The sequence below is a fragment of the Bacillus sp. 01N42_2 genome, from assembly GCF_056399565.1.
In genome coordinates, this window is the sequence record NZ_JBFTRO010000010.1 from 74,568 (window position 1) to 97,634 (window position 23,067).

Sequence of the window (23,067 nt, forward strand, 5' to 3'; positions counted from 1 at the left end):
CTTCTTTTTACAAGAATCATCATGAAATCTATATAAACTTTCACAAAATATTCTTACAATGGTACTGCATGACAAAATTTGTTGAAAGGTGGAGAACAGGTGAGAATACAGAAAAGACGATGCAGCGTCAATAAGACTCTCCGTATTCTGCTGACCCTAGTTATGATACTTAGTCTAATCCTCCCAATAACACCCATTAAAGCAGAAGAAAACAAATCCTCCAGTGTGAATCTCAGCATTTTAGCGACAACTGACGTTCACGCCAATATGATGGACTACGATTACTACAGCGACAAACCGACAACGGAATTCGGGCTGGCCCGAACAGCTCAGCTCATTGCGAAACACAGAAGCGAAAATCCGAATACGCTGCTTGTCGATAACGGAGACCTGATTCAGGGGAATCCCCTCGGAGAATACGCTGTAAAATATCAGAAAAACGAGATCATTTCAGGCGCAAAGACCCATCCGATTATTGAAGTGATGAATAGTCTGCACTATGACGCAGGAACACTCGGCAATCATGAATTTAATTACGGGCTGGATTTTCTGGACGGGACGATGAAAGGCGCTGATTATCCGATCGTCAACGCCAATGTGAAAACATTGAGCGGTGAAAACCGCTATACGCCTTATGTCATAAAAGACAAAACCGTCACGGATGAAAACGGCGGAAAACACCAGCTAAAAGTCGGCTACATCGGCTTTGTCCCTCCCCAAATCATGACGTGGGATAAAAAAAATCTTGAAGGACGCGTTCAAGTCGAGGACATTGTGGAATCCGCGAAGAAAACCGTTCCGAAAATGAAAGCTGAAGGTGCCGATATCGTCATCGCCCTCGCCCACAGCGGCATCGAAAAAAAAGCACAGTCCTCCCGTGCGGAAAATGCCGTTTTTGATCTGGCAACGAAAGTCAGCGGAATTGACGCGATCGTATCAGGCCATCAGCACGGTCTGTTCCCTGATGCTGAATACAAAGGCGCTGATCAATTCGACGTCGATAAAGGCACGATTAACGGCATCCCCGTTGTCATGTCAAGCAGCTGGGGCAAATATGCGGGCGTCATCGACCTCCGGCTTGCAAAAACAGACGGCGCATGGCATGTGGAAGATGGGAAAGGCAGGATCGAGCCGATTGCCGGCAATGTGACTTCGGAAAACGAAACCGTCGTCAATACCGTCAAAAAAGCGCATGAAAGCACACTGCAATACATCAGAGAACCCGTCGGCCAGACAAAAGCCGATATCAACAGTTTTTTCGCCCAAGTCAAAGATGATCCGTCCATTCAAATCGTGACGGATGCGCAAAAATGGTACGCCGAAAATAAGATGAAAGATACGGAATATAAAGATCTGCCAATCCTCTCGGCGGGCGCTCCGTTTAAAGCCGGCGGGCGGAACGGTTCAAACTACTATACAAACATTTCCGCAGGTGACCTCGCCATCAAAAATATCGGCGATTTATACCTGTATGACAACACGGTTCAGATCGTCAAGCTGAACGGCAGCGAAGTGAAAGACTGGCTTGAAATGTCCGCAGGGCAATTTAATCAGATCGATCAGGCAAAAGGCGGCAGCCAAGCGCTTTTAAATGACGCCTACCGCTCATACAATTTTGATGTCATTGACGGCGTCACCTATCAGGTCGATGTCACTAAACCGGCGAAATACAACGAAAACGGAACAGTCATTCATCCCGATGCAAGCCGGATCGTCAACCTTTCTTACCAAGGAAAGCCTGTCAGCGCCAAGCAGGAATTTCTGATCGTCACAAATAATTACCGCGCTTCAGGAGGCGGAGGATTTCCTCACTTAAGCAATGATAAAATCGTATACTCATCAGCCGAAGAAAACAGGCAGGTCTTAATGGATTACATCATCCAGCAGAAAACAATTAATCCGCAGGCTGATCATAACTGGTCCATCCTTCCGGTCAAAGGGACGAACCTGACATTTGAATCCTCCTTGGCCGCAAAGCCGTTTGCCGACCGCGCAGATGACGTCGCCTATATCGGAAAATCACAAAACGCCGGCTACGGACAGTACAAGCTCCAGTTCAAAGATGATGAACCGGGCACAGATCCGCCGAAAGATGACGCATGGAAGCTTACCGTTATGCATACAAACGACACGCACGCCCACCTTGATAACGCGGCGAGGCGGATGACGAAAATCAAAGAAATCAGAAGCGAAACCGACCGCAGCATTTTGCTTGATGCGGGAGACGTTTTCTCAGGCGATCTTTATTTCACAAAGTGGCAGGGACTGGCTGATTTAAAATTGATGAACAGCATGGGCTACGACGCAATGACCTTCGGAAATCATGAATTTGATAAAGGCCCGGGTGCTCTCGCCAGCTTCCTGAGCGGGAACGGAAGCGCGGCTGACCCGTCCGGAAAATACAATTTCCAAGCGCCTGACTTCCCGCTCGTCAGCTCAAATGTCGATGTGTCCAAAGAGTCAAAACTCAGACCATTCATGAAAAAAGCAGTCACCTTTACAGCAGGGAAAAAGAAAAAAGCAGGCATCTATCCATACATTCTGCTTGATGTAAACGGAGAAAAAGTCGCCGTATTCGGCTTAACGACGGAAGATACGTCCGTCACATCAAGCCCGGGTAAAAGCATTGTCTTTAATGATGCCTTCCAATCCGCACAAGATACGGTAAAAGAGATACAGAACAAGGAACATGTCAATAAAATTATCGCCCTGACCCATATCGGGCATCAGCGTGATCTCGATCTCGCCAAAAAAGTAAAAGGCATCGACTTAATCGTCGGCGGACATACGCATACGCTTGTAGATAAAATGGAGATCGTCAAAAACGAAGAGCCGACCATCGTCGCCCAGGCAAAAGAATACGGCGAATATTTAGGCCGGGTGGATGTCGCATTTGACAAAAACGGGGTCGTCCTGCCGGAACAATCCTCTCTTCAAGCCCTGCCGGTGAATGAGCAGACGAAAGAAGACCCGGATCTGAAAACAGAGCTTGATCCGTTTAAAAAAGAGCTCATCTCCGTCAAAAATGAAAAAGTCGGCTCAACGAAAGTCGCGCTTGACGGCCGGCGCGAGCATGTCCGCTCTAAAGAAACCAATCTCGGAAACTTCATCGCGGACGGCATGCTGCAAAAAGCGAAGGAAGCTGCCGGCGCCCAAATCGCGATCACAAACGGGGGCGGCATCCGCGCGGGCATTGATAAAGGCGACATCACACTCGGCGATGTGCTGAATGTGATGCCGTTCGGCAACACGCTTTATGTCGCGGATTTAACCGGGAAACAGATCAAACAAGCCCTGGAACAAGGGTTAAGCGGAATTGAGGCTCAAGGGGGCGCCTTTCCTCAAGTTGCCGGTTTAACATACACGTTTACACTGAATAAAAAACCGGGACACCGCGTTCTTCAAGCTGCGGCCGTGCAGGATGACGGCAGCGTAAAGCCGATTTCTGATAAGAAAACATACAGAGTCGCCACCAGTAACTTTGTCGGCGAAGGCGGAGACGGATATTCCGTCTTTAACGAAGCGTCCCATAAAGAAGACCTTGGCTTTGTCGACTATGAGGTCTTTATCGAGCAGCTTGAAAAAGCGGGAAAAGCGGTGGAACCGAAAGTTGACGGCCGCGCGCAAGAAGTGTACCTGCCGACGAAGCAAAAAAACGGCTCGTGGACGCTTGAAGATGACAGCGCATTTGCGGTCTATGCCAAAAACGCCAATACACCGATCGTATACTACGACAAGAATGACGGCGCCAAAAAGCCGATTGATCTCAGCGTAACCAAAAAACAGATCGGCCTGTTAAAGGACAGAACATCTGATTCTTCCCTTACGATCCTGCATGACAAGTTCAGCATGAAAATGCCGATGGCAAACGCTGCAGCTGATGAGACACGGTTCGGCGTGACGCCGAAAAAGAAAGTTAGCGGCGCGCTTTCAAACGTATACGACTTTACAATGAAGCAGAAAAACAAAGACATCAAAACATTCAAAGCGCCTGTAAAGCTTACCATGCGCATTGAGAATACGAAAAAGGCGAAACAGCCGGGCATTTATCACATAGACCGGAAAAAGAACGCCTATACAAAAACAGACAACGGATCGGTTTCACACGATCTCGTCACGGGCTATACCAATCATTTCAGTGAATACGCGATATTAAACGCAAACACGAAGAGCTCGCCGCCGATAAGCGGAGATCACGGCTCCGGAAAGCAGCCAAACGGCCAAAACCCTTCATCCGGCCAAGCGCAGGACGGAGTATCGCCGGGCGGCCTGCTTCCTGATACAGCCACAGCGATGTATTCCATCCTCCTTGCCGGGTTTCTCATCAGCGCGCTCGGAACGGCACTGTATCTGTATCAAAGAAGAAAAGCAAAAAAAGTGAACGAAGCATAAAAAGGCCGCTTTTCTCGGGCGGTTCTCCCAAAAGCTCTCCTGATCTGATGTCAGGGGAGCTTTTCCCGGTCCGCCTTCTGAATCGACAGCGGTACGGCCGAATGATAAAATATGAGCGTTATTTATGCAGCAGCTGCATAGCCTGACACTTCACGGCGAGGCCTGTTTGGAGGACTTTTTTTGAAAATAACAAAAAACAAACGAAACAGCATGACTTACAAAATAAAGCTGTTTTACGTGATAACAGCGCTTTGCTGTATCAGCTCGCTCATTTTCGTCAATTACAACGCTTCTTTTTATGAGCGCCCGATTGCCAAAGTGACGAAAACAGCATTGGAACACCAGTCTGATGTGCAGGACATGCACAAAAACAAAGATAAGATTTTCAGTCAGACAATCACAGCCAAACTTGAAAACGGCAGTCAAAAAGGAAAGCTCATTCATTTGTCCAATCAGTATTCCTCATCCGGAGCGAATGATCAAAAGTATCAGCCCGGTGATGAAGTATTCGTGTCAATTGATAAAGGGAAACCATCAAGTAAGGATATATCCGGAAGCATTATAGATAAAAAACGGGATAAACAGCTTTTGCTGATCGCTTGGATTTTCATATTCACCCTACTGATCGTCGGCAAAAAACAAGGCTTCTTTTCGATCATCAGCCTGATGTTTAACGCTGTTTTATTGTCTTATGCATTAGATTTATACCGAAAGCACCCGAATATCGGGCTGATTTTCATCTGCGGTATCTGTATTCTCATCTTTACTGTCATTTCGTTGCTGCTTGTCAGCGGTTTTCACGCGAAAACATATGCCGCCATAGCCGCGACGCTCGCAGGCACTTTTGTCTCCCTGCTCATTACGTATTTGGTGATGGCGGCAACCGGAGAAAAAGGTCTCAGATATGAAGAAATGCAGTATTTAACCCGTCCTTATCACACGGTGTTCATGGCCGGCGTATTTATCGGATCACTGGGAGCGGTCATGGATGTGGCCATTACCATGACGTCATCTGTCTTTGGATTATATGAAGAAAACAAGAGTATCTCATTACAAGCACTCAAACGTTCCGGAATGGAGATCGGTAAAGACATCATGGGGGCGATGACCAACATTCTGTTTTTTGCTTATATCAGCGGCTCTATACCGATGATGCTTTTGTATTTGAAAAATGATTCCCCGATAGGATTCACTCTTTCTATGAACATTTCCTTGGAAATAGCCAGAGCATTGGCCGGGGGAATCGGAATTGTATTAACCATCCCCGCCAGTCTGTATGCTTCTGTCTTTTTTATTAAACGAAAGAAGGCAAGCTCATGAATGTCATCGTAATTCTTGCGGCGATTTTATTTCTATTGATGGTTCTCATCGGCGGTAAAAAGGGAGCGAGGTCTTTTATTGCGCTATTTTTAAATTTCGGCGTTCTCTTTCTCACCATCATTTTAATGACAGACCCGCACATCAATCCGATTGTTTTAACATTGCTCTCTTCCGCCGCGATTTGCAGCATTACACTTTTTTATATTAACGGGGGAAACGTCAAAACCGTAACCGCCTTTATTTCTGCCATGCTGACGATCGTATTGATGCTGTTTTTTATTCTGGCTGTCACGAAACAGACTTCGATTCAAGGGTTTGGTGAAGAAGAACTGGGTGATATCGGCATATTCACACTTTTTGTCGGGGTGGATTTTGTGAAGGTTACCGCGGCTATGATCATTATGGGCACGATAGGGGCAATTACCGATGTCGCGATCTCCATTACATCACCGATGAGAGAGATTTACAGCTATAACCCGTCCATGAGCCGAAAAGATCTGTACAAATTTGGTTTAAGCATCGGGAGAGATATTTTAGGAACGAATACGAATACGTTATTTTTTGCTTTTTTCGGCAGCTATTTGGCTTTAATTATCTGGTTTAAAGACTTATCATACTCTGCTGAAAAAATAGTGAACTCAAAAGTCTTCAGCGCGGAAGCCGTCACCATTCTTTGCGCCGGCGTCGGGATCGGCATCATCATTCCCGTTACATCCTGGATCACCGCCTGTTTTTTAGCGAAACAGACGAAACGTTAAAAGCTGCCGAGAAAATCCCGGCAGCTTTTTTTATTGATCTTATACCCACTTTACAACATCTTTTGCGGCAGATCTTGTTTTCGGACGCGGTTCTCTGACACGGTAACCGAATGCGGCCATGACAGAGATGTCGAAACTTCCGTTTTCCAGAAGTCCTTCTTCCTCAAGGATCCGGTGGATTTCTTTGTAGTTGAAGCCTTCTACAGGGCAGGAGTCGATTCCGATCTGCGCCGCGGCTGTCATCATATTGCCAAGTGCGATGTATGTCTGTTTTGAAGCCCAGTCAAACAGCGCTCGATCTGATTCAAGCAGATTGAAATCATTTTTCTGGAAATCTTCTGTTTTGCTGATATAGCCTTCATACATATCTTCCGGCATTTTTTTGACTTCCTTCAAGTGGTTTTTGACATAATCGGCGTCAAAACGGATATCCTTTGCCGTCCGGGCAAGCAGAAGTACGAAGTGGCTTGCAGTCGGCAGCTGCTTTTGCGCGCCCCATGTGAACTCGCGGAGTTTTTCACGAAGCTCCGGGTTTTGAACGACGACAAATTTCCAAGGCTCCAATCCGAGTGAGCTTGGGGACAGTCTTCCCGTTTCTAAAATGAATTCAAAATCGCTTTCTGAAATTTTTTTCTCAGGATCAAATTCCTTTGTGGCGTGTCTGAATTGATACGCTTCGATGATCTGCTGTTTTTTATCTGACATCATGATCTCTCCTTTTTATCTCGTTATGTACTATTGTAGCCATTATTTTTGAAAGTACCAGTACGCACATTTTTGTTGGATAGTATTCATTTTGATACTGACAAAAAAACGGGCTGCCGCGGCAGTCCGTTTTTATTTTTCTCTTCTCGCAAAGCCGACGAAACGGAATGTATCGAGCTGGTGCCGGCTTTCCGTTATGAAAGAAGCTGGTGTCCTCCAAAAACACATGGTTTTTCACGACTGCCATATGGCTGAATCCGGGCGAAATTCACAACAGGAGCGCAAAAAGCATACAGTACTGTACAACTAAGTTAAAGAGGTGTGAAGAGATGCCATCCACTGTTATCAACCTGTACTATCTGAAGATTAACAGTATTTCTGGCAACGGATCTATTACGATTGGGGAAGCGGCATACAACAGTCCCACCACAAACAACAAATCACAAGGACTGAACTCTTCATTCGGCGATACGTCACCTATAGAATCGATGATGGAGAACTTGTTAAATGATCCTGATGTAAACGACCAGACAGCCATCGGAACCGCAGATACCGCAAATATTACACCGGTGCCGCCCATTATAGATTAAAGGGGTTTTTATGAATGCCTTACCAAATTAACGTCGTCAATATAAAAGTAAACGGAGCCACCCAAAACGGAAACGTCGATATCGGTCAGACCGTACAAAACAGCCACACCGCCAACAGCAAATTTGTCGGCGCGAACTTTTCTTTAGGAGACTTTTCACCGGCCGCCGGATGTTTGAATTCGGGCCATCTTGACCCTGATGTGAGCGACCAGGATCAGATCGCCAACCCGTCAATGCCGATCGCAAATCAAATATAAGGGGGGTTTGCTGAAGTGGATATCGAAAAAATGAGAAAGTGGCTTGAGATTACGAACGAGCACAAGCCCAGCGACTTTTGGACCAATGTCCTGAAACGGAAATCTCCCGAAGAATTTTTCTCCTTACAAAAAAACACCTTGGTTTATGATATCTATCAGGATGAACAGCACACATTTGTCATTGTGGAAATGCCCGGCGTCTACGAAGAAGAATTGACATTGAGGCTGGTGTCAAGAACGCGGCTGCATATAAAAGGAAACATCACGCCCCTTTTTCCAAAGGACATGGGGATCTGCCAAAACCGATATTACGGAGAAATTGATGAGACGATTGAACTTCCTGAACCGGCTGAGCCCCATCTGCTGCAGGCGCAGTGCATGAACGGCCTGCTCCACATTTCCTATCCGCGCCTTATGGAATACATTCCTTTTCAGCAGAAAATATAAGGAACCGGTTTACGGACGGTTCAGGCGTCTGTACACTTTCTCCTTATAATGAGAAGATGCGGGTTCTGAGAACATGTCTCTCTCCTCCGTCAGCTTGTCGAGTCTGACTTGTTTTTCCGTCCGTTTGTTCCGCAGGTGATCCAGCTCCGTTTCATTGCGGCACTTGGCGATCAAATAATCGAGCGTCATCAGCTCTTTCTTCAGCGCGCCCTCATCCTCGGCGATCCCGGCATTTTTCAACATGCGGTAGCCCATTCTGAGCGACTCCGGAAGATGTGCGGCATCGTCTTTCGGCAGGGGCTTTCCCATGCCTTTGATGCCGGCGAATTCTCCATCCTTAATGGCGCGCTTGATTTTATCTTCAGCCACGATATGGGCAATATCCATCACTTGTTACCCCCTTTTTTCAATTAGACCGGATCATATCCATACAAAAACCCTGATCCCATTTTGTTCCATTCGGATTTTTCTTAGGCGGCATTCATCAGATAAACCGCCGCTGCGACAGCATTTTTCGCCCTTTTTCCTATGAGCCTTTTCCACCTTTTCTATTTGCTGGTTTCATGGTATATTGATTACGTTCGTTTTTTCTATCGTTCCGTGTAAACCGTGATCGGAAAAAAGGAGTGTAACAATGAAAACATTTATAAAAGAAAGAGGACTTGCCTTCTTCTTGATAGCGGTCGTGTTATTGTGGGTGAAAACATATGCTGCTTATATTTTAAACTTTAACCTCGGCATAGACAACACGATCCAGAAAATATTGCTTTTTGTGAATCCGCTGAGCTCCGGCCTGTTCTTTCTTGGATTTGGACTTCTTTTCAAGAAAAAATTACAGCAGACAGCCATTATTGTGATTCATTTTTTATTGTCTTTTTTGCTTTATGCAAACATCGTCTATTATAGATTCTTTAATGATTTCATTACCATCCCGGTCATGATGCAGGCAAAAACAAACGGCGGCCAGCTCGGAGACAGCGCGTTCTCATTAATGAGATGGACAGATGTCTTCTACTTCCTGGATACCGTCATTTTGATTATTTTGGCCCTTAAGATGAAAAAACCGGCTGAAAAACCGGCGAAGAAATCATTCAGAATCGTTTTGGCTTCCGCCGTGCTTGTGTTCCTGATCAACCTCGCCGTAGCGGAAACCGACCGTCCTGAGCTTTTGACACGCTCATTTGACCGTAACTATCTGGTGAAATACTTGGGCACGTACAACTTTACGATTTACGATGCCGTGCAGAATGTGAAGTCAAACAGCCAGCGCGCGCTTGCCGATTCAAGCGATGTAACGGATGTGGAAAACTATATGAAGGCCAACTATGACGTGCCGAACAATGTCTACTTCGGAAAAGCCGAAGGAAAAAACGTCATCTACGTCTCATTAGAGTCTCTGCAGTCCTTCATCATTGATTACAAAATTAACGGCAAGGAAGTGACGCCGTTTTTAAACAAACTGGCGCATGACAATCAAACATTCTACTTTGATAACTTTTTCCACCAAACGGGACAAGGTAAAACATCAGATGCGGAATTTATGATGGAGAACTCTCTGTACCCGCTCTCGCAAGGTTCGGTTTTCGTCAATAAAGCGCAAAACACACTGCAGTCCGTTCCTGCGATTTTAAAAGGCAAAAACTACACGTCTGCCGCTTTCCACGGAAATACGCAGACTTTCTGGAACCGTAACGAAATGTACAAAGCGGAAGGCATCGATAAGTTTTTCGATTCTGCTTATTATGACATGAGCGAAGAGAATACGAAAAACTACGGCATGAAAGACAAACCGTATTTCAAAGAATCCATGCCGCTCTTAAAGAGCCTGCCGCAGCCGTTCTATACGAAGTTCATTACGCTGTCAAACCACTTCCCGTTCGGGATGGATAAAGAAGACACGGACTTCCCGGCGGGAGACTTTGGCGATTCGGTCGTCAATAACTACTTCCAGTCCGCGAACTATCTGGATGAATCAATCGAACAGTTCTTTCATGACCTGAAAAAAGACGGCCTGTATGATAAATCGATTATTGTGATGTACGGAGACCACTACGGCATCTCTGAAAACCATAATAAAGCGATGGCGAAAGTGCTTGGCAAAGATGAGATCAATGAATACGACAATGCCCAGCTTCAGCGGGTTCCGCTCTTTATCCACGCTCCAGGCGTGAAAGGCGGCCGCAATCATAAATTTGCCGGCGATGTCGATGTCGCGCCGACCGTTCTCCATCTGCTCGGCGTCGATACGAAAGATTATCTCATGTCCGGTTCAGATATCTTATCGAAAGAGCACAGAGAAGTGATTCCGTTCCGTAACGGCGACTTCATCTCACCGAACTACACGAAAGTATCCGGCAAGTATTACGATACGAAAACCGGAAGACTTTTAGATGATTCAGAAGTCGACAAAAAAGAAGACTCACTCGTCAAGACTGAGCTTGAGATGTCTGATAAGATCATCAACGGAGATCTGCTTCGCTTCTATCAGCCGAAAGGCTTCAAGAAAGTGGATCCTTCAAAAATCGATTATACAAAGCGTGAAGATTCTTCAGCAGATGATCAAAAAGAATAAACAAAAGCCAGATCATATCAATGATCTGGCTTTTTTATGTTCAGCTCCCGGCAGCGGCCATAGAGCGCTTTTGCAGGCTGTCGGAAAGAACCGAATAAGCGACGACTTTCTTTTTCTGCTGTTTGACGACATCTACATGATCTTCGTAGCTGTATACAAACACCGTCACATCTTTTTTCCCTTTTCTCGTCTTAATGACAAGCGGGTCGGCTCCGTTCTGCGGATGAAGATACCGCTCTTCATCACCTGGGTATATATAATGCCGTTCGATAAATACGGCTTCGTTAAAATCATCAATCACCCGGCGTTTGTCTTCGCCTTCCAGACGTTTTCCGCCGAGGGATACGGCAGCGGACGCGTCACTGAGCTTCGAATGGGTTTCAAATTTTCGGAGAATCCATTCCACCGCTCCGGTAGGAAGGCATGTCAGCACAATCTTAATCAGGCTTATGACAACAATTGAAACAACTGCAATCCACGTCACCTTACATCATCTCCATACTTGTTCTACATGAATCTTACCACAGGAGGAAACGTTGTTTTTTGTCCATTATGTGAAACTTGATATATGTTCAAAAAAATCCGAATCACATAGATGATCCGGGCTTTGTTCTACTTCTGACCGTCATGGCGGACGGCCTCTTTCAGCTCTTCTGCGACAAATTCGACGTTCGGCCCGATAATGACCTGCGCCGTTTTATTCCCCGTTTTGATAACCCCTTTTGCTCCCGCTTTTTTAAGTGCCGTCTCATTAATCAGGGATGTATCCTGAACGGTCAGTCTGAGGCGGGTCGCACAGTGGTCAATCGTTTCGAGATTTTGTCTGCCGCCGAGCCCCTTGAGCATGGCATGTTCTTCAACCGAACCGGCCGTATCCTCACTAAGCACTTCTTCCTCTTCCTCATCATCTTCCCGTCCCGGCGTCTTCAAGTTTAACGATTTGATGAGCACGTAGAAGACAACAAAATAGATCACCGCATAACAAAGCCCGACAACGAGCAGCAAAAGCGGTTTTTCCGCAATACCGTAGCTGAGAAGATAATCTATCGCCCCCGCTGAGAACGAAAAGCCTGACCTGATGCCGAGAATATTGACGATAAATAAAGAGAACCCGGTTAATAAAGCATGAACCCCGTACAGAAGCGGTGATAAAAACATAAATGCAAATTCAATCGGTTCTGTAATTCCGGTAATAAATGCCGTCAGCGCAAGGCCGATCATCATTCCGGCCGTCGCTTTGCGCTTGCTTGGCTTAGCTGCGGCAATCATTGCCAGACAAGCGGCCGGAAGCCCGAACATCATAATCGGAAAGAATCCCGTCATATAAGTCCCGGCCGTCGGATCCTTCGCAAAGAAGCGGGCCAGATCTCCCGTTTTTCCGTGAAAATCGCCAAACTGGAACCAAAAAATATTATTCAGCACATGATGAAGACCGAATGGAATCAAAAGCCGGTTAAAAATCCCGTAAATCCCGGCGCCGATGCCCCCGAGCCCGATCATCCATTCCCCGAATGACGTAATCACCGACTGAATCGGCGGCCACACAAAGCCGAAAATACCGGCCAAAATAATGGTAATCAGCGCCGTTACAATCGGAACGAGCCTGCGTCCGCTGAAAAATCCGAGATATTCAGGCAGCTTCGTATCCTTAAAGCGATTATACGTGTATCCCGCAATTAACCCCGCGATAATCCCTCCGAAAACGGCCATATTATTTGTCGAATTGATCGATTTTACAGCCGCGTCCAGCATAATATAGGAAATTGCTCCCGACAGAGCGGCGGCCCCATTGCTGTCTTTTGAGATCCCGATCGCGATTCCGATCGCAAAAATCAGCGGCAAATGATCAAATACCGCTGTCCCCGCCGCATAAATGAACGGAATATTTAATAAATCCTCTCTGCCGATGGCCAAAATAATACCCACGGCGGGCAGAACGGCAATCGGAAGCATAAAGGATTTTCCGAGTTTTTGCAAAAATTGAAGCATATTACCCATCCCCCTTCTTTTTTCTTAAATATATCACATAAGTCATCTAGTGATCTATACCAATTTTCCCTTCATTTATGCACATAAGGCTTGTTGGTTTTCTATTTATAAAGCAGTTGTGGTAAGCTTGAATCAGATGATTAAACATAGAAAGCGGGAATGACAATGATTGTAACGAACGATCAAGAATTAGAAGGTCTTAAAAAAATCGGCAGAATCGTCGCCCTGGCGCGTGAAGAAATGAAGAAAAAGGCAGAGCCCGGCATGAGCACGAAAGATCTTGACCTGATCGGAAAGGCGGTGCTTGACGAACACGGAGCAGCTTCCGCTCCGGAGAAGGAATACGATTTCCCCGGCGTGACATGCATCAGCGTAAATGACGAAGTCGCTCACGGCATTCCGAGCGCCTCTAAAATCTTAAAAGCCGGGGATCTTGTAAATATCGATATTTCGGCGGAGTTCGGCGGTTTTTATTCCGATACGGGAATTTCATTCGTGCTCGGAGAAGGCGATGAACGTCTGCAAAAGCTTTGCAACTGCGCACAATCCGCGTTTCAAAAAGGACTGGAGCAGGCAAAAGCCGGAAAACGCCAAAATCAGATCGGCAGAGCCGTCTACCATGAAGCCCGCTCCAACGGATTTACCGTCATTAAAACGCTGACGGGCCACGGAATCGGCAGAAACCTCCATGAAGCGCCGAACCACATCATGAATTACTACGATCCGTTTGATAACGCGCTGTTTAAAAACGGCACCGTGATCGCGCTTGAGCCGTTTATTTCCACGAAGGCTGAAACCATTGTTGAAGCGGGAGACGGCTGGACATATAAAACACCGGATAAAAGCCTTGTCGCCCAAGTGGAGCACACCATCGTCATCACAAAAGACAAACCGATTATTTTAACGGCATTGTAATGTTTCATCTCCCTTCCAAACAGGTATACAACAACTAACCCGAAGGAGGGAGACGCATGAAAAAAGATAAAGAAAAAATCAAAATCGAAAACGAAATACACGCCATGCACGGCGTTACGAAACAGCAGATTTTAGAGGATTTCGAGGAATTTAAAGCGTACCTTCACCAGAAAATTTCCGCCGGAAAGAAACTAGGCCTGGATGACAGCAAAATCATCAAAAGCGCCGCCATCCTCGGGGACTATCTCGCCAAGCACGAGGAGCCCCGCAATGCGGAAGAAAAACTTTTACAAGAGCTGTGGGATATTGCGGATGACAATGAAAAACAGCATTTGGCCCAGCTTCTCGTCAAACTTGCCGGACACTGATACAGTGCCCGGCTTTTTATGTTTCGTGACAAGAGGTGTGCTACACTGGACATATGTCTGTGAAAGGAGCCATTTTTCAATATGTGGTTTATTATCTTCGGGTTTATTTTCTTTATTGAAAGCATCATTCTTACCGTTTACGGGGTGAAGAAAAAGAAGGGGATGCTGATTTATTTCGGCGTCGTATTCGGAATTATGACACTCGGCACGGTGCTGTTAAAATTAACCGGCCATTAAGCATGAAAAGACCGCCCTTTACATATATATGTAAGAAAGCTTTACATCTCTGAATCGAAAGGCTCAGTTTTTGCTTTCCCCCTTTTCAGCGTCTTTTTATAGATGTTACAATGCCAAAAGTTTGGCAAAAACTGAAGAAACTCTCCCCTGCGGGAGAACGGAGAAAGGAGTTTTCTGACATGCATTATGGCAGTAAAGGCTGGTATGTAGAAGAATTAAAGAAAAAAGGAATTACCCACTATGAAGGAAGAAAGCTTCAAAGCTTCAAAAAGTATTTCCTTGCCAATCTTCTGGAAACAAAGAAACAAGCATAATGTCAATCAGCCGTGCTGTCAGTGCAGTACGGCTTTTTTTTTATACATTCAAGAGCCTGTCTCTTTTTTTAAGGAAGGACTCTCTCCAGCTTTCTGACAGCGCTTCTTCCCGGAGCACTTCTTCAATGGCCGGCAGATTGCCTGAATCACGGTATTTCACTTCATTCGCATACCAGACGGAAATGCTTTCTTTGCCTCTCGACAAACGCTTGAGGACCGGATGCGGATCGACATATCCTTCTTCAAGCACCCTGAAATAAAAGCCGGTAAATCCCGTCTGCTGTACACGGAGCACCATATCTTTGATGCCGTATTTAAGGGCGAGTTTGACGCAGGGCTGGCGCGGCTGGCTTACTTGCACGACGGCTTCGCCCAGCTGGAACACGTCTCCGATCCATACGTCCTGTTCGGCCAGCCCTTTGACTGTTACATTCTCTCCGAACGCTGCGGCGGGCAGTTTTCTCGCAAGCGTTGTTTCCCAATATGAATAATGCTCGGCGGGATACACGCACACCGCTTTATCAGGGCCGCCGTGATTCTTCGGATCGGCTTGTCCGTCCCCCGCAAAATGGGTTTTATACAGCATGACGGGAGAATCCGCAGGCCGCTTGACGATGCCGGAATTGATTTGTCTGCCGGCAAATTCATGAATTGCCGGCATTCCGAGATTGATAGATAAGACAGAATAGTCTTGCGTCATCCCGTTCACATCCTTTGCGAAATATCATATCTTTCCTTTATCATAGTAGGAAAAAGGTGGTTTTTCCATGCTTCAATATCATATGTTTGCAGACGGCCGGGTTCAAGGCGTCGGTTTTCGCTACTTCGTCCAGATGGAAGCAGACAGACATAAGATTACCGGCTGGGTCAAAAACCGCGATGACGGCCGGGTTGAAATCCTTGCCGAAGGCCCTGAAGAGTCGTTAAAACACTTTGCCGAAGCCGTCAGAAAAGGCAGCCCCTTCTCAAAGGTAACAGGCGTAACCATCGAAGAATCACGCCATCTGAAAGGGTACCGAACCTTTTCCATCAGTTACTGATAAGGCTTGTCCTGATAAAAATAATTCGGCTTCACAATCGTATTGTCGTATGATTTATGGAAAATGTGGGTGGAAGCCGGCGAGATCGGCGGAATCAGCCAGGTCCAGTCTCCCGTCAGCTTTCTGCCCGCGTCTTGTTCCTGCTCTTCAAAACGCTTAAATTGATTTGCCGCCGTATGATGATCGACAATGCTGACACCGTGTTTTTTGTATGAATAGAGCACTGCCTTATTCAGTTCTACAAGCACCTGATCTTTCCACAGGTCGGTATTCAGGCTGGATGAAATCCCCATGGCCGACGCGATTTTTCTGAGCAGATCATACCGTTTCTCATCAGCAAGATTCCTTGCGCCGATTTCGGTTCCCATATACCAGCCGTTAAAAGGCGCCGCGTTGTACGACAGTCCGCCGATTTCAAGCCTCATATCAGCGATAATCGGAACCCCGTACCATTTGATATTCAAATCGGCAAACTCTTCTATATCAGGATGGGAGATCGGCACCTCTTTCACGAGAGCCTGAGGCAGGTCGTACCAAACGGGCTGCTCGTCCCCTTTCATCCGGAACAGCAGCGGCAAAATATCAAAATCGGTCCGCTTTCCGCGCCAGCCGAGTTTTTCGCAGACAGCCGTCAGCTCATACGATGCCGGATCGCCGATTCTTCCTTTTTCAGTCTCATATCCCGCATAGCGGATGAGCTGATGATTCCAGATTTCGACCTGTTTCTCCCCATTCTTCTCAGGAGGGAAAATCGTAATTGTCGGTTTAATTTTTCCGTCGTTCGTCGCGATTTCGATATGTTCAAATAAAGCGTCGCGCACCTCTTCTTTTGTATTCACGCCGCGCCGGTCAATGACGTTCAGCGATTGCCAGAACAGACGCCCGATACAGCGGTTGCTGTTGCGCCATGCCATTTTTGCGCCGTGTTCAAGCTCTTCCGCCGTATGGACATAACTGCCCGTCCGATCTATCTCATCTTTTATCGAGTGAAGACGCGCATTGATTTGCGATTCCATGCCGAGTTCCTGATAGCAGACCTCAATAAAATCCTTCGCCTCATCCCAGAGTAATTCCGTATGTTTCAAAAAACTCTCTCCTTCAATTTACATCTGCTTCCCATTGTATCGTTTTTAAGGGTGAACACAATGGTTTTTTTGTCTCATACTGGAAAGTGCAAAGAAAAAACACCTGTGATTTTCGCAGGTGTTTCACAAAACGGAATGCAGTTTTTCAGCCAGTGTAAGCAAATCATCACGGTAGTTTTTTCCTGACATCGGAATCCCGTGACCCGTCAAAAGCGCTTCCGGCTCCAGTTCGGCAAGTTTTTGAACGGATGCTGCCGCAGTCTGCGTATCCGCTGTGAAATAGGCGGGCGGCCCGTGAAGCTCTTGCTTTTGAATGACAACGTCCGCAAGGGATTCCTGCTCAACAGTGATCACGGCATCACCGGCAATCAAAACGCGGTCTTTCTCCCGGAATAATGAAATATGGCCGGGGGTGTGGCCGGGCGTATGAATCCATTTCCAATCTTCAAGCAATGGAACGGCGCCGTCTGAAGGCAGCGCCTGAACGGACGGAATGCGGATCGTATGGCGGGGAAACAGCGGTGACAGCTTTGCGACAAGCCCTTTTTTCGCATCCGGCCTGGCAGGCGGATAATCCGCTTTTCCCGTGACGTACGGGAGCTCCTGTTCATGAATATAAACCGGTACATCCCAATGCTTAAGCAGCTCTTCCATCGCACCGACATGGTCAAAATGGCCGTGCGTCAAAATGACGGCCTTCAGCTGATACCCCTGCCCGAACCGGCGTTTCATTTCATCTGTAATCATTTCCGCCGATTGCGGCATTCCCGCGTCAACAAGAATGATTTCCCCCGGAACTGAGGGATTTTCGATAAAGTAAACATTCGCAATCTGCACGGTCAGTCCGTAAACGCCGTCCGCCGCTTTAAAACCGACGCCGCTTTTAACCGAAAAAAGCGGCATAAACGGATCACTCATCATGGCACCTCCTCTGATGCCTTTAGTGTGCGACGAACAGGCTGTTTTATGTTAAAAAATCGTGATCGCGCCGATAAGAAGTGCAAAGGCAGTCATGACGATAACGGCAAGAACCGCCCATTTCATCGCAAATTTCTGATGCTCATCAATGGTTACCCCGGCAAGCCCGACTAATAAATGCGTCGACGGCACGAGCGGACTTAACATATGAATCGGCTGGCCGATAATCGAAGCGCGGGCGATTTCCACCTTATCAACACCATACGCCACGGCGGTTTCGGACAAAATGGGCAGCACGCCGTAAAAATAGGCGTCATTGGGCATCAGAAATGTAAAAATACCGCTCGTTAAGGCAACAATCGCCGGAATAAATCCCCCCAGCTGCTCCGGAATAAGCGAAACGAGAGATATGGCCATTTCATCAACCATCTTCGTCCCCGTTAAAATTCCGGTAAACACGCCTGCGGCAAAAATCATCGACCCGATCGCAAGCACATTGCTCGAATGGGCTGAAATGCGCTCCCTTTGATCGTTAAGCTTCGGATAATTGACAATCAGCGCGATACAAAACGCGATGATGAACAGCACGGTTAAATTCACTTTTCCTGATACTAAAAACCCGACTAAAGAAAGCGTTAACAGTAAATTGAACCACCACAGTTTCGGCCGCTTCCATTCATCTTCCGCAGCCGCAGCCGTTTCATTTGTATGGGACGGCTGCTTTAATTCGATCACCCCAAGCCGTTTCCTTTCCATCCTTCCGAGTACATAAGCGACCGCAATCATACACACCATGCCGCTCGCAATGACAGGCAGCATCGGTCCCGTCAGCTCCGCCGGGTCCACGCCGAGGGCGCTCGCCGCACGCGGCGTCGCGCCGCCCCATGGGATCGTGTTCATAATCCCCATGCCGACCCCGGCGATTCCCGCTAAAATAATCGGACGGATTCCGAGCATAATATATAAAGGCAGCAATGCGCTAGTCGTAATCATATACGTCGTCGAACCGTCTCCGTCCAGCGCGACAAGCATGGTCAGCACGGCTGTTCCGACAACAATTTTGAGCGGATCGCCTTTGACCAGCTTTAAAATACGCGCAACCATCGGATCGAATAAACCGGTATCAATCATAATGCCGAAATAAAGAATTGCAAACATAATCATGACTGCAATCGGCGCCACCTGTTCAATACCGGAGATCATCATCCCGCCGACCCGGTTAAATGAAAAGCCGGCAATCAGCGCAAATACGATCGGCGTCAATACGAGCGCCGTTAACACCGAAAGCCGTTTTGTCATAATCAGCACCATAAAAACAACCATCATAAGAAAGCCTAAGATTGCTAACACAGTATGTCCCCCTTATTATGAATACGCTTACATTTTAAAGGCCCGATTCCCCTTCATCCGCCTTTTTGCTATATTATGAGAATTGCATATTGAAGTAAATATTTTGGATTTTAAAGATTTTTAATTTTTTATAACCTTTTCGTTCATTTTGTTCATTTATAAATAAAAAGGATTCCGCATGTCTGCGGAATCTTTATTTTTCGCTGCTCATCATTTCTTTATAAAACTCGGTCTGCTCTTCTAAAAAGTGTTTTGCGCCGCTGCTGTTTTTATAAAAGCTCTCCCAATCCTGTTTTTTCATCATTTGTTTCCACTCAGCAGATGAGGTAATCTGTTTCAAAGCCTGATCCCAATAAGCGATTTCGCCTTCGGTCATGTCTTTCGGTCCCATGATGCCTCTCCAGTGGGCAAAGACAAACGGCACCCCCTGTTCTTTCCATGTCGGGACATCGCTGAAGCCCGAAAGCCTTTTGTCAGAAGTAACGGCCGCTAATGTGATTTTCCCTTTTTGATAGGTGTCTCTCGCTTCTGAAATGGTCATCGAGGCGGCATCTATATCATGATTGATAAGAGCTTCAATGACTTCATTGCTGCTCCCGTATTGAAAAAAGCGGATATCAAACGGCGAAATTCCCGCCATTTCCGCGGCTCTCGCAAAGGAGAGCTGGTCATCATTTCCGAGACCGGGCGCAAATCCGATCTTTATGCCGCCCGGATGTGTTTTAATATCGCCGAGCAGCTGCTTTCCGCTTTTTATCTTTGAATCTTTCGGAAGAGCGACAGTCTGCCACTCTTTTGCAATAATGGCCAAAGGCGTAAAATCATCTGCCTTCAGCCGGCTTTGTCCTAAAATTTCATTGCTTAACAGCAGGCTTGAATTCATACTGATGACATCCGTTTTGCGTTCATTTACATATTTCCAGCCGCTGTCTCCGCCTCCGCCGGGCTTATAGACAATCTTTACGGGCCGGCCTAATATATGCTTCCGCTCTATTACCGATTGCAAAGCTTTTGCCGTTACATCCCAGCCCCCTTGAGGCGCTGCAGGTACGACGATTTCAATCGGTCCTCCGGCTGAGCGGATGCCCGCCATCTGCCGTCCGTCAAATGAAACCAGCGCCGCCAGCAAAACAAGGAGCACTCCCAACCGCTTCATTTCTCCCATCCCTTATTCATGTGCTAAATAATATTTCCGTTCCGGCCTGCCGATAATGCCGTACTCTAATTCAGCGAGCGCTTCTTCCTGAGAAACGAGAAACTCGGCGTAGCGCCGCGCCGTTGTTCTGGAGGCCCCCATTTTTTCACCCAGTTCTTCAGCCGTCATCCCTTTTTCTGCAGTCCTGAGCGCGTTTTTGATTTTTTGAAGTGTAATAGAATTAATGCCTTTGGGCAGATCATTGAGCTGTTTTTGTTCTTTCTGGCCGCTTCCGAAAAACATATCGATGACGGACTGGCTCAGCTCCGGCTGTGAGTGCAGCCAATCTCTTTTTTCACGGTACTGCAAAAGCACTTCTGTAAATTTATGTGCTGAAACCGGCTTTATGACATAGTGGGAAACGCCTGATCTGAGCGCTTCCTGCAGCAATCTTGTTTCGGCAGAAGCCGTAATAATGATGATATCAACAGAAGGAAAACGGCAGCGGATGAGCGGAAGCAAATCTGTTCCCAGCTCATCCGGCATATAAATATCCAAAAGCAGCAGATCAGGCTGCCGGTTCTCAAGCAGTGATATGGTGTCTTTGGCATTGATTGCTTTGCCGATGACATTGAATCCATCAAGATGTTCGATGAATTTTTCATGGATTTGCGCGATTCGAAAGTCATCCTCTGCAATCGCGATATTAATCACACGGATTCCCCCTTTGGCCTTTCTTTCGGTATAAACACCGTAAATACGGCACCGCCGCTCTTTTGCTGTGAAATCTCTATCCATCCCTGCAATTCACTGACGGCTTCCTTCAGATTGGCTAAGCCGTATCCTCTCCTTGTCCCCTTTGAAGAGTATCCCTTTTCAAATATCGTTTCTGTTTTTTCCTGAGGCACCCCATCTCCCGAGTCCGCCACTTCTATGACAATATCCCTTCCGATATCAGTCATAAAAAAGGATACCTCTTTTTTCTCTTTTTCGGCGACGGCTTCGAAAGCGTTATCAATAAGATTTCCGATGATTGTAATGAGCTGGGATGAGCCCACATGCGCCGGCAGCGATTCTAAAAAGCTGTTTTCATCTATTGAAAGCTTCACTTTCTTCTCAGATGCCTTTCCCATTTTTCCTAATAGTATGGCCTGAACCCGCTGTGAATGAATGTTTTGAAAGAGGATTTCGTGCTGTTCATTCTGGATGGCGTACTCTTCTTTAATCAGTTCAATGGCTTCATCGTATTCTCCCAGTTCTAACAGACCGAGTATCGCGTAAAGCTTGTTTGAGAATTCATGCGTTTGCGCACGGAGATCTTCCGAGTATTTTTTTATTTCAGTCAGCTCGTTAATCAGCTTCTTGAGCTCCGTTTTTTCGCGGAAGCTTATGACCGCTCCGTATACTTGCCCGGCCTGTCTCATCTCTTTTACGTTTAAGATAAACACTTTATCCCCGGCTCGCACCTCCACGTTCGGCGGTAATTCTCCGCCTGCAAAAACGGGCATGAGCTTTGCGCCCGGCATGATTTCTTTTATATGCCTTCCGATCATCGGTTCCGGAAGATGCAGCATATCAGCCGCAGACAAATTCATCATGGTCACCGCGCCTTCTTTGTTTACAGCGATAATCCCTTCCTTAATCGCAAGGAGCATCGCATTTCGCTCCCGGTACAGCGCCGCAATTTCATGCGGTTCAAGGCCGAGTGTATCTTTACGGATGCTTTTTGCAAGCGCCGCCGCTCCCCCGATGCCGATAAGGAACACCAAACATGCAAAATAGCTTAAGTGCTGCAGATGTGCTTTCATATCTTTTTCTATCTCATCTTGCAGAAACTCGACTGTCACCGTTCCGACGACTTCGTTATGATTTTTTTCCTCCAGAATAACCGGTGCGCTTCCCCGGACGGCCTTCATTCCGTCAGAAACCGGAGCCCCGCCGAACATGACGGCTTTGTTTTTCAGATTTTGATTATCTTTCGGAATGCTGCTGCGATCCGAATGAAACACGGCATGCCCTTTTTGATCGGTAATGTAGACGGCGTGCGCACCTGCCTGTTCTTTCATTTGTTCAATGACGTCTAACTTTTTAAAAGCATTTTGATCCGCAAGCCGGAATGCCTCTTTTACAGGCGGCATGTATGATATGGTTTTTGCCGTCTGCACCGCCAGCTGTTCCGCCTGCTTCTGGCCTTCCTTTAATTGCTGAAAGGCAAATATAACAGTAAGCGTTCCGATGACAAGTATTAATAAAGCCGTAATTAATCCGGCGATTTTCATTTGCAGAGAGACATAAAACCGTTTCTCTTCCAACACAGCACCAGCCGTCCTTTCCTCCTAAAATCATACCACTTTTTATATCCTTATTTTTTATTTTTAAGAATTTTCGTGATCTTTTTCTCTTGCCGATTTTCGAAAAGGATGATAGGCATATTTTCACTTTTGAGGATTTATGTAACAAAAAAGAAAGCTGACCGAAGTGAGCCTTCTTTCTATCAGGAAATCTCAACTCCCGCGCTTGCGTATTCCGCCACTGTATTAATAAGAGAAAGACCTGTCGCAGTGGCGGAGAATACCATTAACAGCCGGGTTTGAGGAGTTACTGTAATGTTCAGCCCTGTAGTGATTCCGTTGCTGATGCTGCCGATTGACAATACGCCGGTAAGGGCAGGAGCT

23 protein-coding genes and 2 pseudogenes are annotated in these 23,067 nt (G+C 46.6%); 12 read left to right on the forward strand and 13 right to left on the reverse strand.

Going from position 1 to position 23,067, the window contains the following annotated elements; all coding sequences use genetic code 11:
* The first annotated feature begins 99 nt into the window (after positions 1–99).
* The 3 genes from AC1DN5_RS17860 to AC1DN5_RS17870 all read left to right on the forward strand — a co-directional run bounded on the left by AC1DN5_RS17860 (position 100) and on the right by AC1DN5_RS17870 (position 6,470).
* Entirely contained in the window at positions 100–4,392 is a 4,293-nt protein-coding gene (locus tag AC1DN5_RS17860; protein WP_366970064.1) for a multifunctional 2',3'-cyclic-nucleotide 2'-phosphodiesterase/3'-nucleotidase/5'-nucleotidase, read from the forward strand.
* Between the two features lie 180 nt (positions 4,393–4,572).
* Complete coding sequence (locus AC1DN5_RS17865) at positions 4,573–5,712, forward strand: YibE/F family protein (protein ID WP_366970065.1); 1,140 nt, start codon at positions 4,573–4,575, stop codon at positions 5,710–5,712.
* The gene (locus tag AC1DN5_RS17870) at positions 5,709–6,470 is read left to right on the forward strand and encodes a YibE/F family protein (RefSeq protein ID WP_047476487.1); all 762 of its coding nucleotides are present in this window, start codon (positions 5,709–5,711) and stop codon (positions 6,468–6,470) included. Before AC1DN5_RS17865 ends, AC1DN5_RS17870 begins: the two co-directional genes overlap by 4 nt.
* 39 nt (positions 6,471–6,509) lie before the next feature.
* On the opposite strand, the gene AC1DN5_RS17875 is transcribed toward AC1DN5_RS17870, so the two are convergent.
* Positions 6,510–7,175, reverse strand: coding sequence for an NAD(P)H-dependent oxidoreductase (locus AC1DN5_RS17875; RefSeq protein ID WP_016936776.1), 666 nt, complete (start codon positions 7,173–7,175; stop codon positions 6,510–6,512).
* Between the two features lie 132 nt (positions 7,176–7,307).
* Positions 7,308–7,434: pseudogene (locus AC1DN5_RS17880) on the reverse strand (trehalose operon repressor); the annotation flags it as partial.
* Between the two features lie 70 nt (positions 7,435–7,504).
* Between AC1DN5_RS17880 and AC1DN5_RS17885 the strand changes: the two are divergent.
* Genes AC1DN5_RS17885 through AC1DN5_RS17895 form a run of 3 tightly spaced genes read left to right on the forward strand, consistent with a single transcriptional unit; the run spans position 7,505 to position 8,469 of the window.
* Positions 7,505–7,765: a spore germination protein gene (locus tag AC1DN5_RS17885; protein ID WP_007408496.1), complete on the forward strand. Its 261-nt coding sequence runs from the start codon at positions 7,505–7,507 to the stop codon at positions 7,763–7,765.
* A gap of 14 nt (positions 7,766–7,779) precedes the next feature.
* Positions 7,780–8,022: a spore germination protein gene (locus AC1DN5_RS17890; protein ID WP_003155595.1), complete on the forward strand. Its 243-nt coding sequence runs from the start codon at positions 7,780–7,782 to the stop codon at positions 8,020–8,022.
* Between the two features lie 15 nt (positions 8,023–8,037).
* Complete coding sequence (locus AC1DN5_RS17895; protein ID WP_016936777.1) at positions 8,038–8,469, forward strand: Hsp20/alpha crystallin family protein; 432 nt, start codon at positions 8,038–8,040, stop codon at positions 8,467–8,469.
* A gap of 9 nt (positions 8,470–8,478) precedes the next feature.
* On the opposite strand, the gene AC1DN5_RS17900 is transcribed toward AC1DN5_RS17895, so the two are convergent.
* The gene (locus tag AC1DN5_RS17900) at positions 8,479–8,856 is read right to left on the reverse strand and encodes a DnaJ family domain-containing protein (RefSeq protein ID WP_016936778.1); all 378 of its coding nucleotides are present in this window, start codon (positions 8,854–8,856) and stop codon (positions 8,479–8,481) included.
* Positions 8,857–9,103: 247 nt separating this feature from the next.
* On the opposite strand from AC1DN5_RS17900, the gene ltaS reads away from it, so the two are divergent.
* The gene (ltaS, locus tag AC1DN5_RS17905) at positions 9,104–11,041 is read left to right on the forward strand and encodes a lipoteichoic acid synthase (RefSeq protein ID WP_366970066.1); all 1,938 of its coding nucleotides are present in this window, start codon (positions 9,104–9,106) and stop codon (positions 11,039–11,041) included.
* Positions 11,042–11,081: 40 nt separating this feature from the next.
* On the opposite strand, the gene AC1DN5_RS17910 is transcribed toward ltaS, so the two are convergent.
* Positions 11,082–11,525 (reverse strand): YfmQ family protein, encoded by a 444-nt coding sequence (locus AC1DN5_RS17910; protein ID WP_007408492.1) that lies wholly within the window; start codon positions 11,523–11,525, stop codon positions 11,082–11,084.
* Between the two features lie 128 nt (positions 11,526–11,653).
* Entirely contained in the window at positions 11,654–13,030 is a 1,377-nt protein-coding gene (gene nagE / locus AC1DN5_RS17915; RefSeq protein ID WP_366970067.1) for an N-acetylglucosamine-specific PTS transporter subunit IIBC, read from the reverse strand.
* A 165-nt stretch (positions 13,031–13,195) separates the two neighbouring features.
* On the opposite strand from nagE, the gene map reads away from it, so the two are divergent.
* From map to AC1DN5_RS17935, 4 genes are all read left to right on the forward strand, one after another.
* On the forward strand, positions 13,196–13,945 hold the full coding sequence (gene map, locus AC1DN5_RS17920) for a type I methionyl aminopeptidase (protein WP_016936782.1): 750 nt from the start codon (positions 13,196–13,198) through the stop codon (positions 13,943–13,945).
* A 56-nt stretch (positions 13,946–14,001) separates the two neighbouring features.
* Complete coding sequence (locus tag AC1DN5_RS17925) at positions 14,002–14,313, forward strand: DUF3243 domain-containing protein (RefSeq protein WP_003155607.1); 312 nt, start codon at positions 14,002–14,004, stop codon at positions 14,311–14,313.
* An 81-nt stretch (positions 14,314–14,394) separates the two neighbouring features.
* The gene (locus AC1DN5_RS17930) at positions 14,395–14,550 is read left to right on the forward strand and encodes a hypothetical protein (RefSeq protein ID WP_003155608.1); all 156 of its coding nucleotides are present in this window, start codon (positions 14,395–14,397) and stop codon (positions 14,548–14,550) included.
* A 179-nt stretch (positions 14,551–14,729) separates the two neighbouring features.
* Positions 14,730–14,864 (forward strand): YflJ family protein, encoded by a 135-nt coding sequence (locus AC1DN5_RS17935; protein WP_003155609.1) that lies wholly within the window; start codon positions 14,730–14,732, stop codon positions 14,862–14,864.
* 40 nt (positions 14,865–14,904) lie between these two features.
* On the opposite strand, the gene AC1DN5_RS17940 is transcribed toward AC1DN5_RS17935, so the two are convergent.
* Complete coding sequence (locus tag AC1DN5_RS17940; RefSeq protein WP_366970069.1) at positions 14,905–15,564, reverse strand: MOSC domain-containing protein; 660 nt, start codon at positions 15,562–15,564, stop codon at positions 14,905–14,907.
* Between the two features lie 67 nt (positions 15,565–15,631).
* Between AC1DN5_RS17940 and AC1DN5_RS17945 the strand changes: the two genes are divergently transcribed.
* Positions 15,632–15,904, forward strand: a complete 273-nt coding sequence (locus AC1DN5_RS17945; protein WP_326352472.1) for an acylphosphatase — start codon at positions 15,632–15,634, stop codon at positions 15,902–15,904.
* Here the strand turns inward: AC1DN5_RS17945 and nosA are convergent.
* The 7 genes and pseudogenes from nosA to AC1DN5_RS17980 form a co-directional block, all read right to left on the reverse strand.
* The gene (gene nosA, locus AC1DN5_RS17950) at positions 15,898–16,989 is read right to left on the reverse strand and encodes a nitric oxide synthase (protein ID WP_045925413.1); all 1,092 of its coding nucleotides are present in this window, start codon (positions 16,987–16,989) and stop codon (positions 15,898–15,900) included. The genes AC1DN5_RS17945 and nosA overlap by 7 nt on opposite strands.
* A 123-nt stretch (positions 16,990–17,112) precedes the next feature.
* Positions 17,113–17,907, reverse strand: a complete 795-nt coding sequence (locus AC1DN5_RS17955; RefSeq protein WP_047476464.1) for an MBL fold metallo-hydrolase — start codon at positions 17,905–17,907, stop codon at positions 17,113–17,115.
* A gap of 51 nt (positions 17,908–17,958) precedes the next feature.
* A complete protein-coding gene (locus AC1DN5_RS17960) occupies positions 17,959–19,257 on the reverse strand; it encodes an Mg(2+)/citrate complex secondary transporter CitM (RefSeq protein WP_366970070.1) in 1,299 nt (432 codons plus the stop codon).
* A gap of 193 nt (positions 19,258–19,450) precedes the next feature.
* Complete coding sequence (locus tag AC1DN5_RS17965; protein ID WP_264819818.1) at positions 19,451–20,413, reverse strand: tripartite tricarboxylate transporter substrate binding protein; 963 nt, start codon at positions 20,411–20,413, stop codon at positions 19,451–19,453.
* A 12-nt stretch (positions 20,414–20,425) separates the two neighbouring features.
* Positions 20,426–21,106, reverse strand: a complete 681-nt coding sequence (locus tag AC1DN5_RS17970) for a response regulator (protein WP_016936789.1) — start codon at positions 21,104–21,106, stop codon at positions 20,426–20,428.
* Positions 21,103–22,707, reverse strand: a complete 1,605-nt coding sequence (locus AC1DN5_RS17975) for a sensor histidine kinase (RefSeq protein ID WP_366970071.1) — start codon at positions 22,705–22,707, stop codon at positions 21,103–21,105. The genes AC1DN5_RS17970 and AC1DN5_RS17975 overlap by 4 nt, the downstream gene beginning before the upstream one ends.
* 179 nt (positions 22,708–22,886) lie before the next feature.
* Positions 22,887–23,067, reverse strand: a pseudogene (locus tag AC1DN5_RS17980) (collagen-like protein); the annotation flags it as partial.

Coding starts and splice junctions, on each gene's coding strand:
- AC1DN5_RS17870 (WP_047476487.1), top strand. CDS start 5,709: ATGAATGTCATCGTAATTCTTGCGGCGATTTTATTTCTATTGATGGTT.
- AC1DN5_RS17875 (WP_016936776.1), bottom strand. CDS start 7,175: ATGTCAGATAAAAAACAGCAGATCATCGAAGCGTATCAATTCAGACAC.
- AC1DN5_RS17885 (WP_007408496.1), top strand. CDS start 7,505: ATGCCATCCACTGTTATCAACCTGTACTATCTGAAGATTAACAGTATT.
- AC1DN5_RS17890 (WP_003155595.1), top strand. CDS start 7,780: ATGCCTTACCAAATTAACGTCGTCAATATAAAAGTAAACGGAGCCACC.
- AC1DN5_RS17900 (WP_016936778.1), bottom strand. CDS start 8,856: ATGGATATTGCCCATATCGTGGCTGAAGATAAAATCAAGCGCGCCATT.
- ltaS (WP_366970066.1), top strand. CDS start 9,104: ATGAAAACATTTATAAAAGAAAGAGGACTTGCCTTCTTCTTGATAGCG.
- nagE (WP_366970067.1), bottom strand. CDS start 13,030: ATGCTTCAATTTTTGCAAAAACTCGGAAAATCCTTTATGCTTCCGATT.
- map (WP_016936782.1), top strand. CDS start 13,196: ATGATTGTAACGAACGATCAAGAATTAGAAGGTCTTAAAAAAATCGGC.
- AC1DN5_RS17925 (WP_003155607.1), top strand. CDS start 14,002: ATGAAAAAAGATAAAGAAAAAATCAAAATCGAAAACGAAATACACGCC.
- AC1DN5_RS17930 (WP_003155608.1), top strand. CDS start 14,395: ATGTGGTTTATTATCTTCGGGTTTATTTTCTTTATTGAAAGCATCATT.
- AC1DN5_RS17935 (WP_003155609.1), top strand. CDS start 14,730: ATGCATTATGGCAGTAAAGGCTGGTATGTAGAAGAATTAAAGAAAAAA.
- AC1DN5_RS17940 (WP_366970069.1), bottom strand. CDS start 15,564: ATGACGCAAGACTATTCTGTCTTATCTATCAATCTCGGAATGCCGGCA.
- AC1DN5_RS17945 (WP_326352472.1), top strand. CDS start 15,632: ATGCTTCAATATCATATGTTTGCAGACGGCCGGGTTCAAGGCGTCGGT.
- AC1DN5_RS17955 (WP_047476464.1), bottom strand. CDS start 17,907: ATGAGTGATCCGTTTATGCCGCTTTTTTCGGTTAAAAGCGGCGTCGGT.
- AC1DN5_RS17965 (WP_264819818.1), bottom strand. CDS start 20,413: ATGAAGCGGTTGGGAGTGCTCCTTGTTTTGCTGGCGGCGCTGGTTTCA.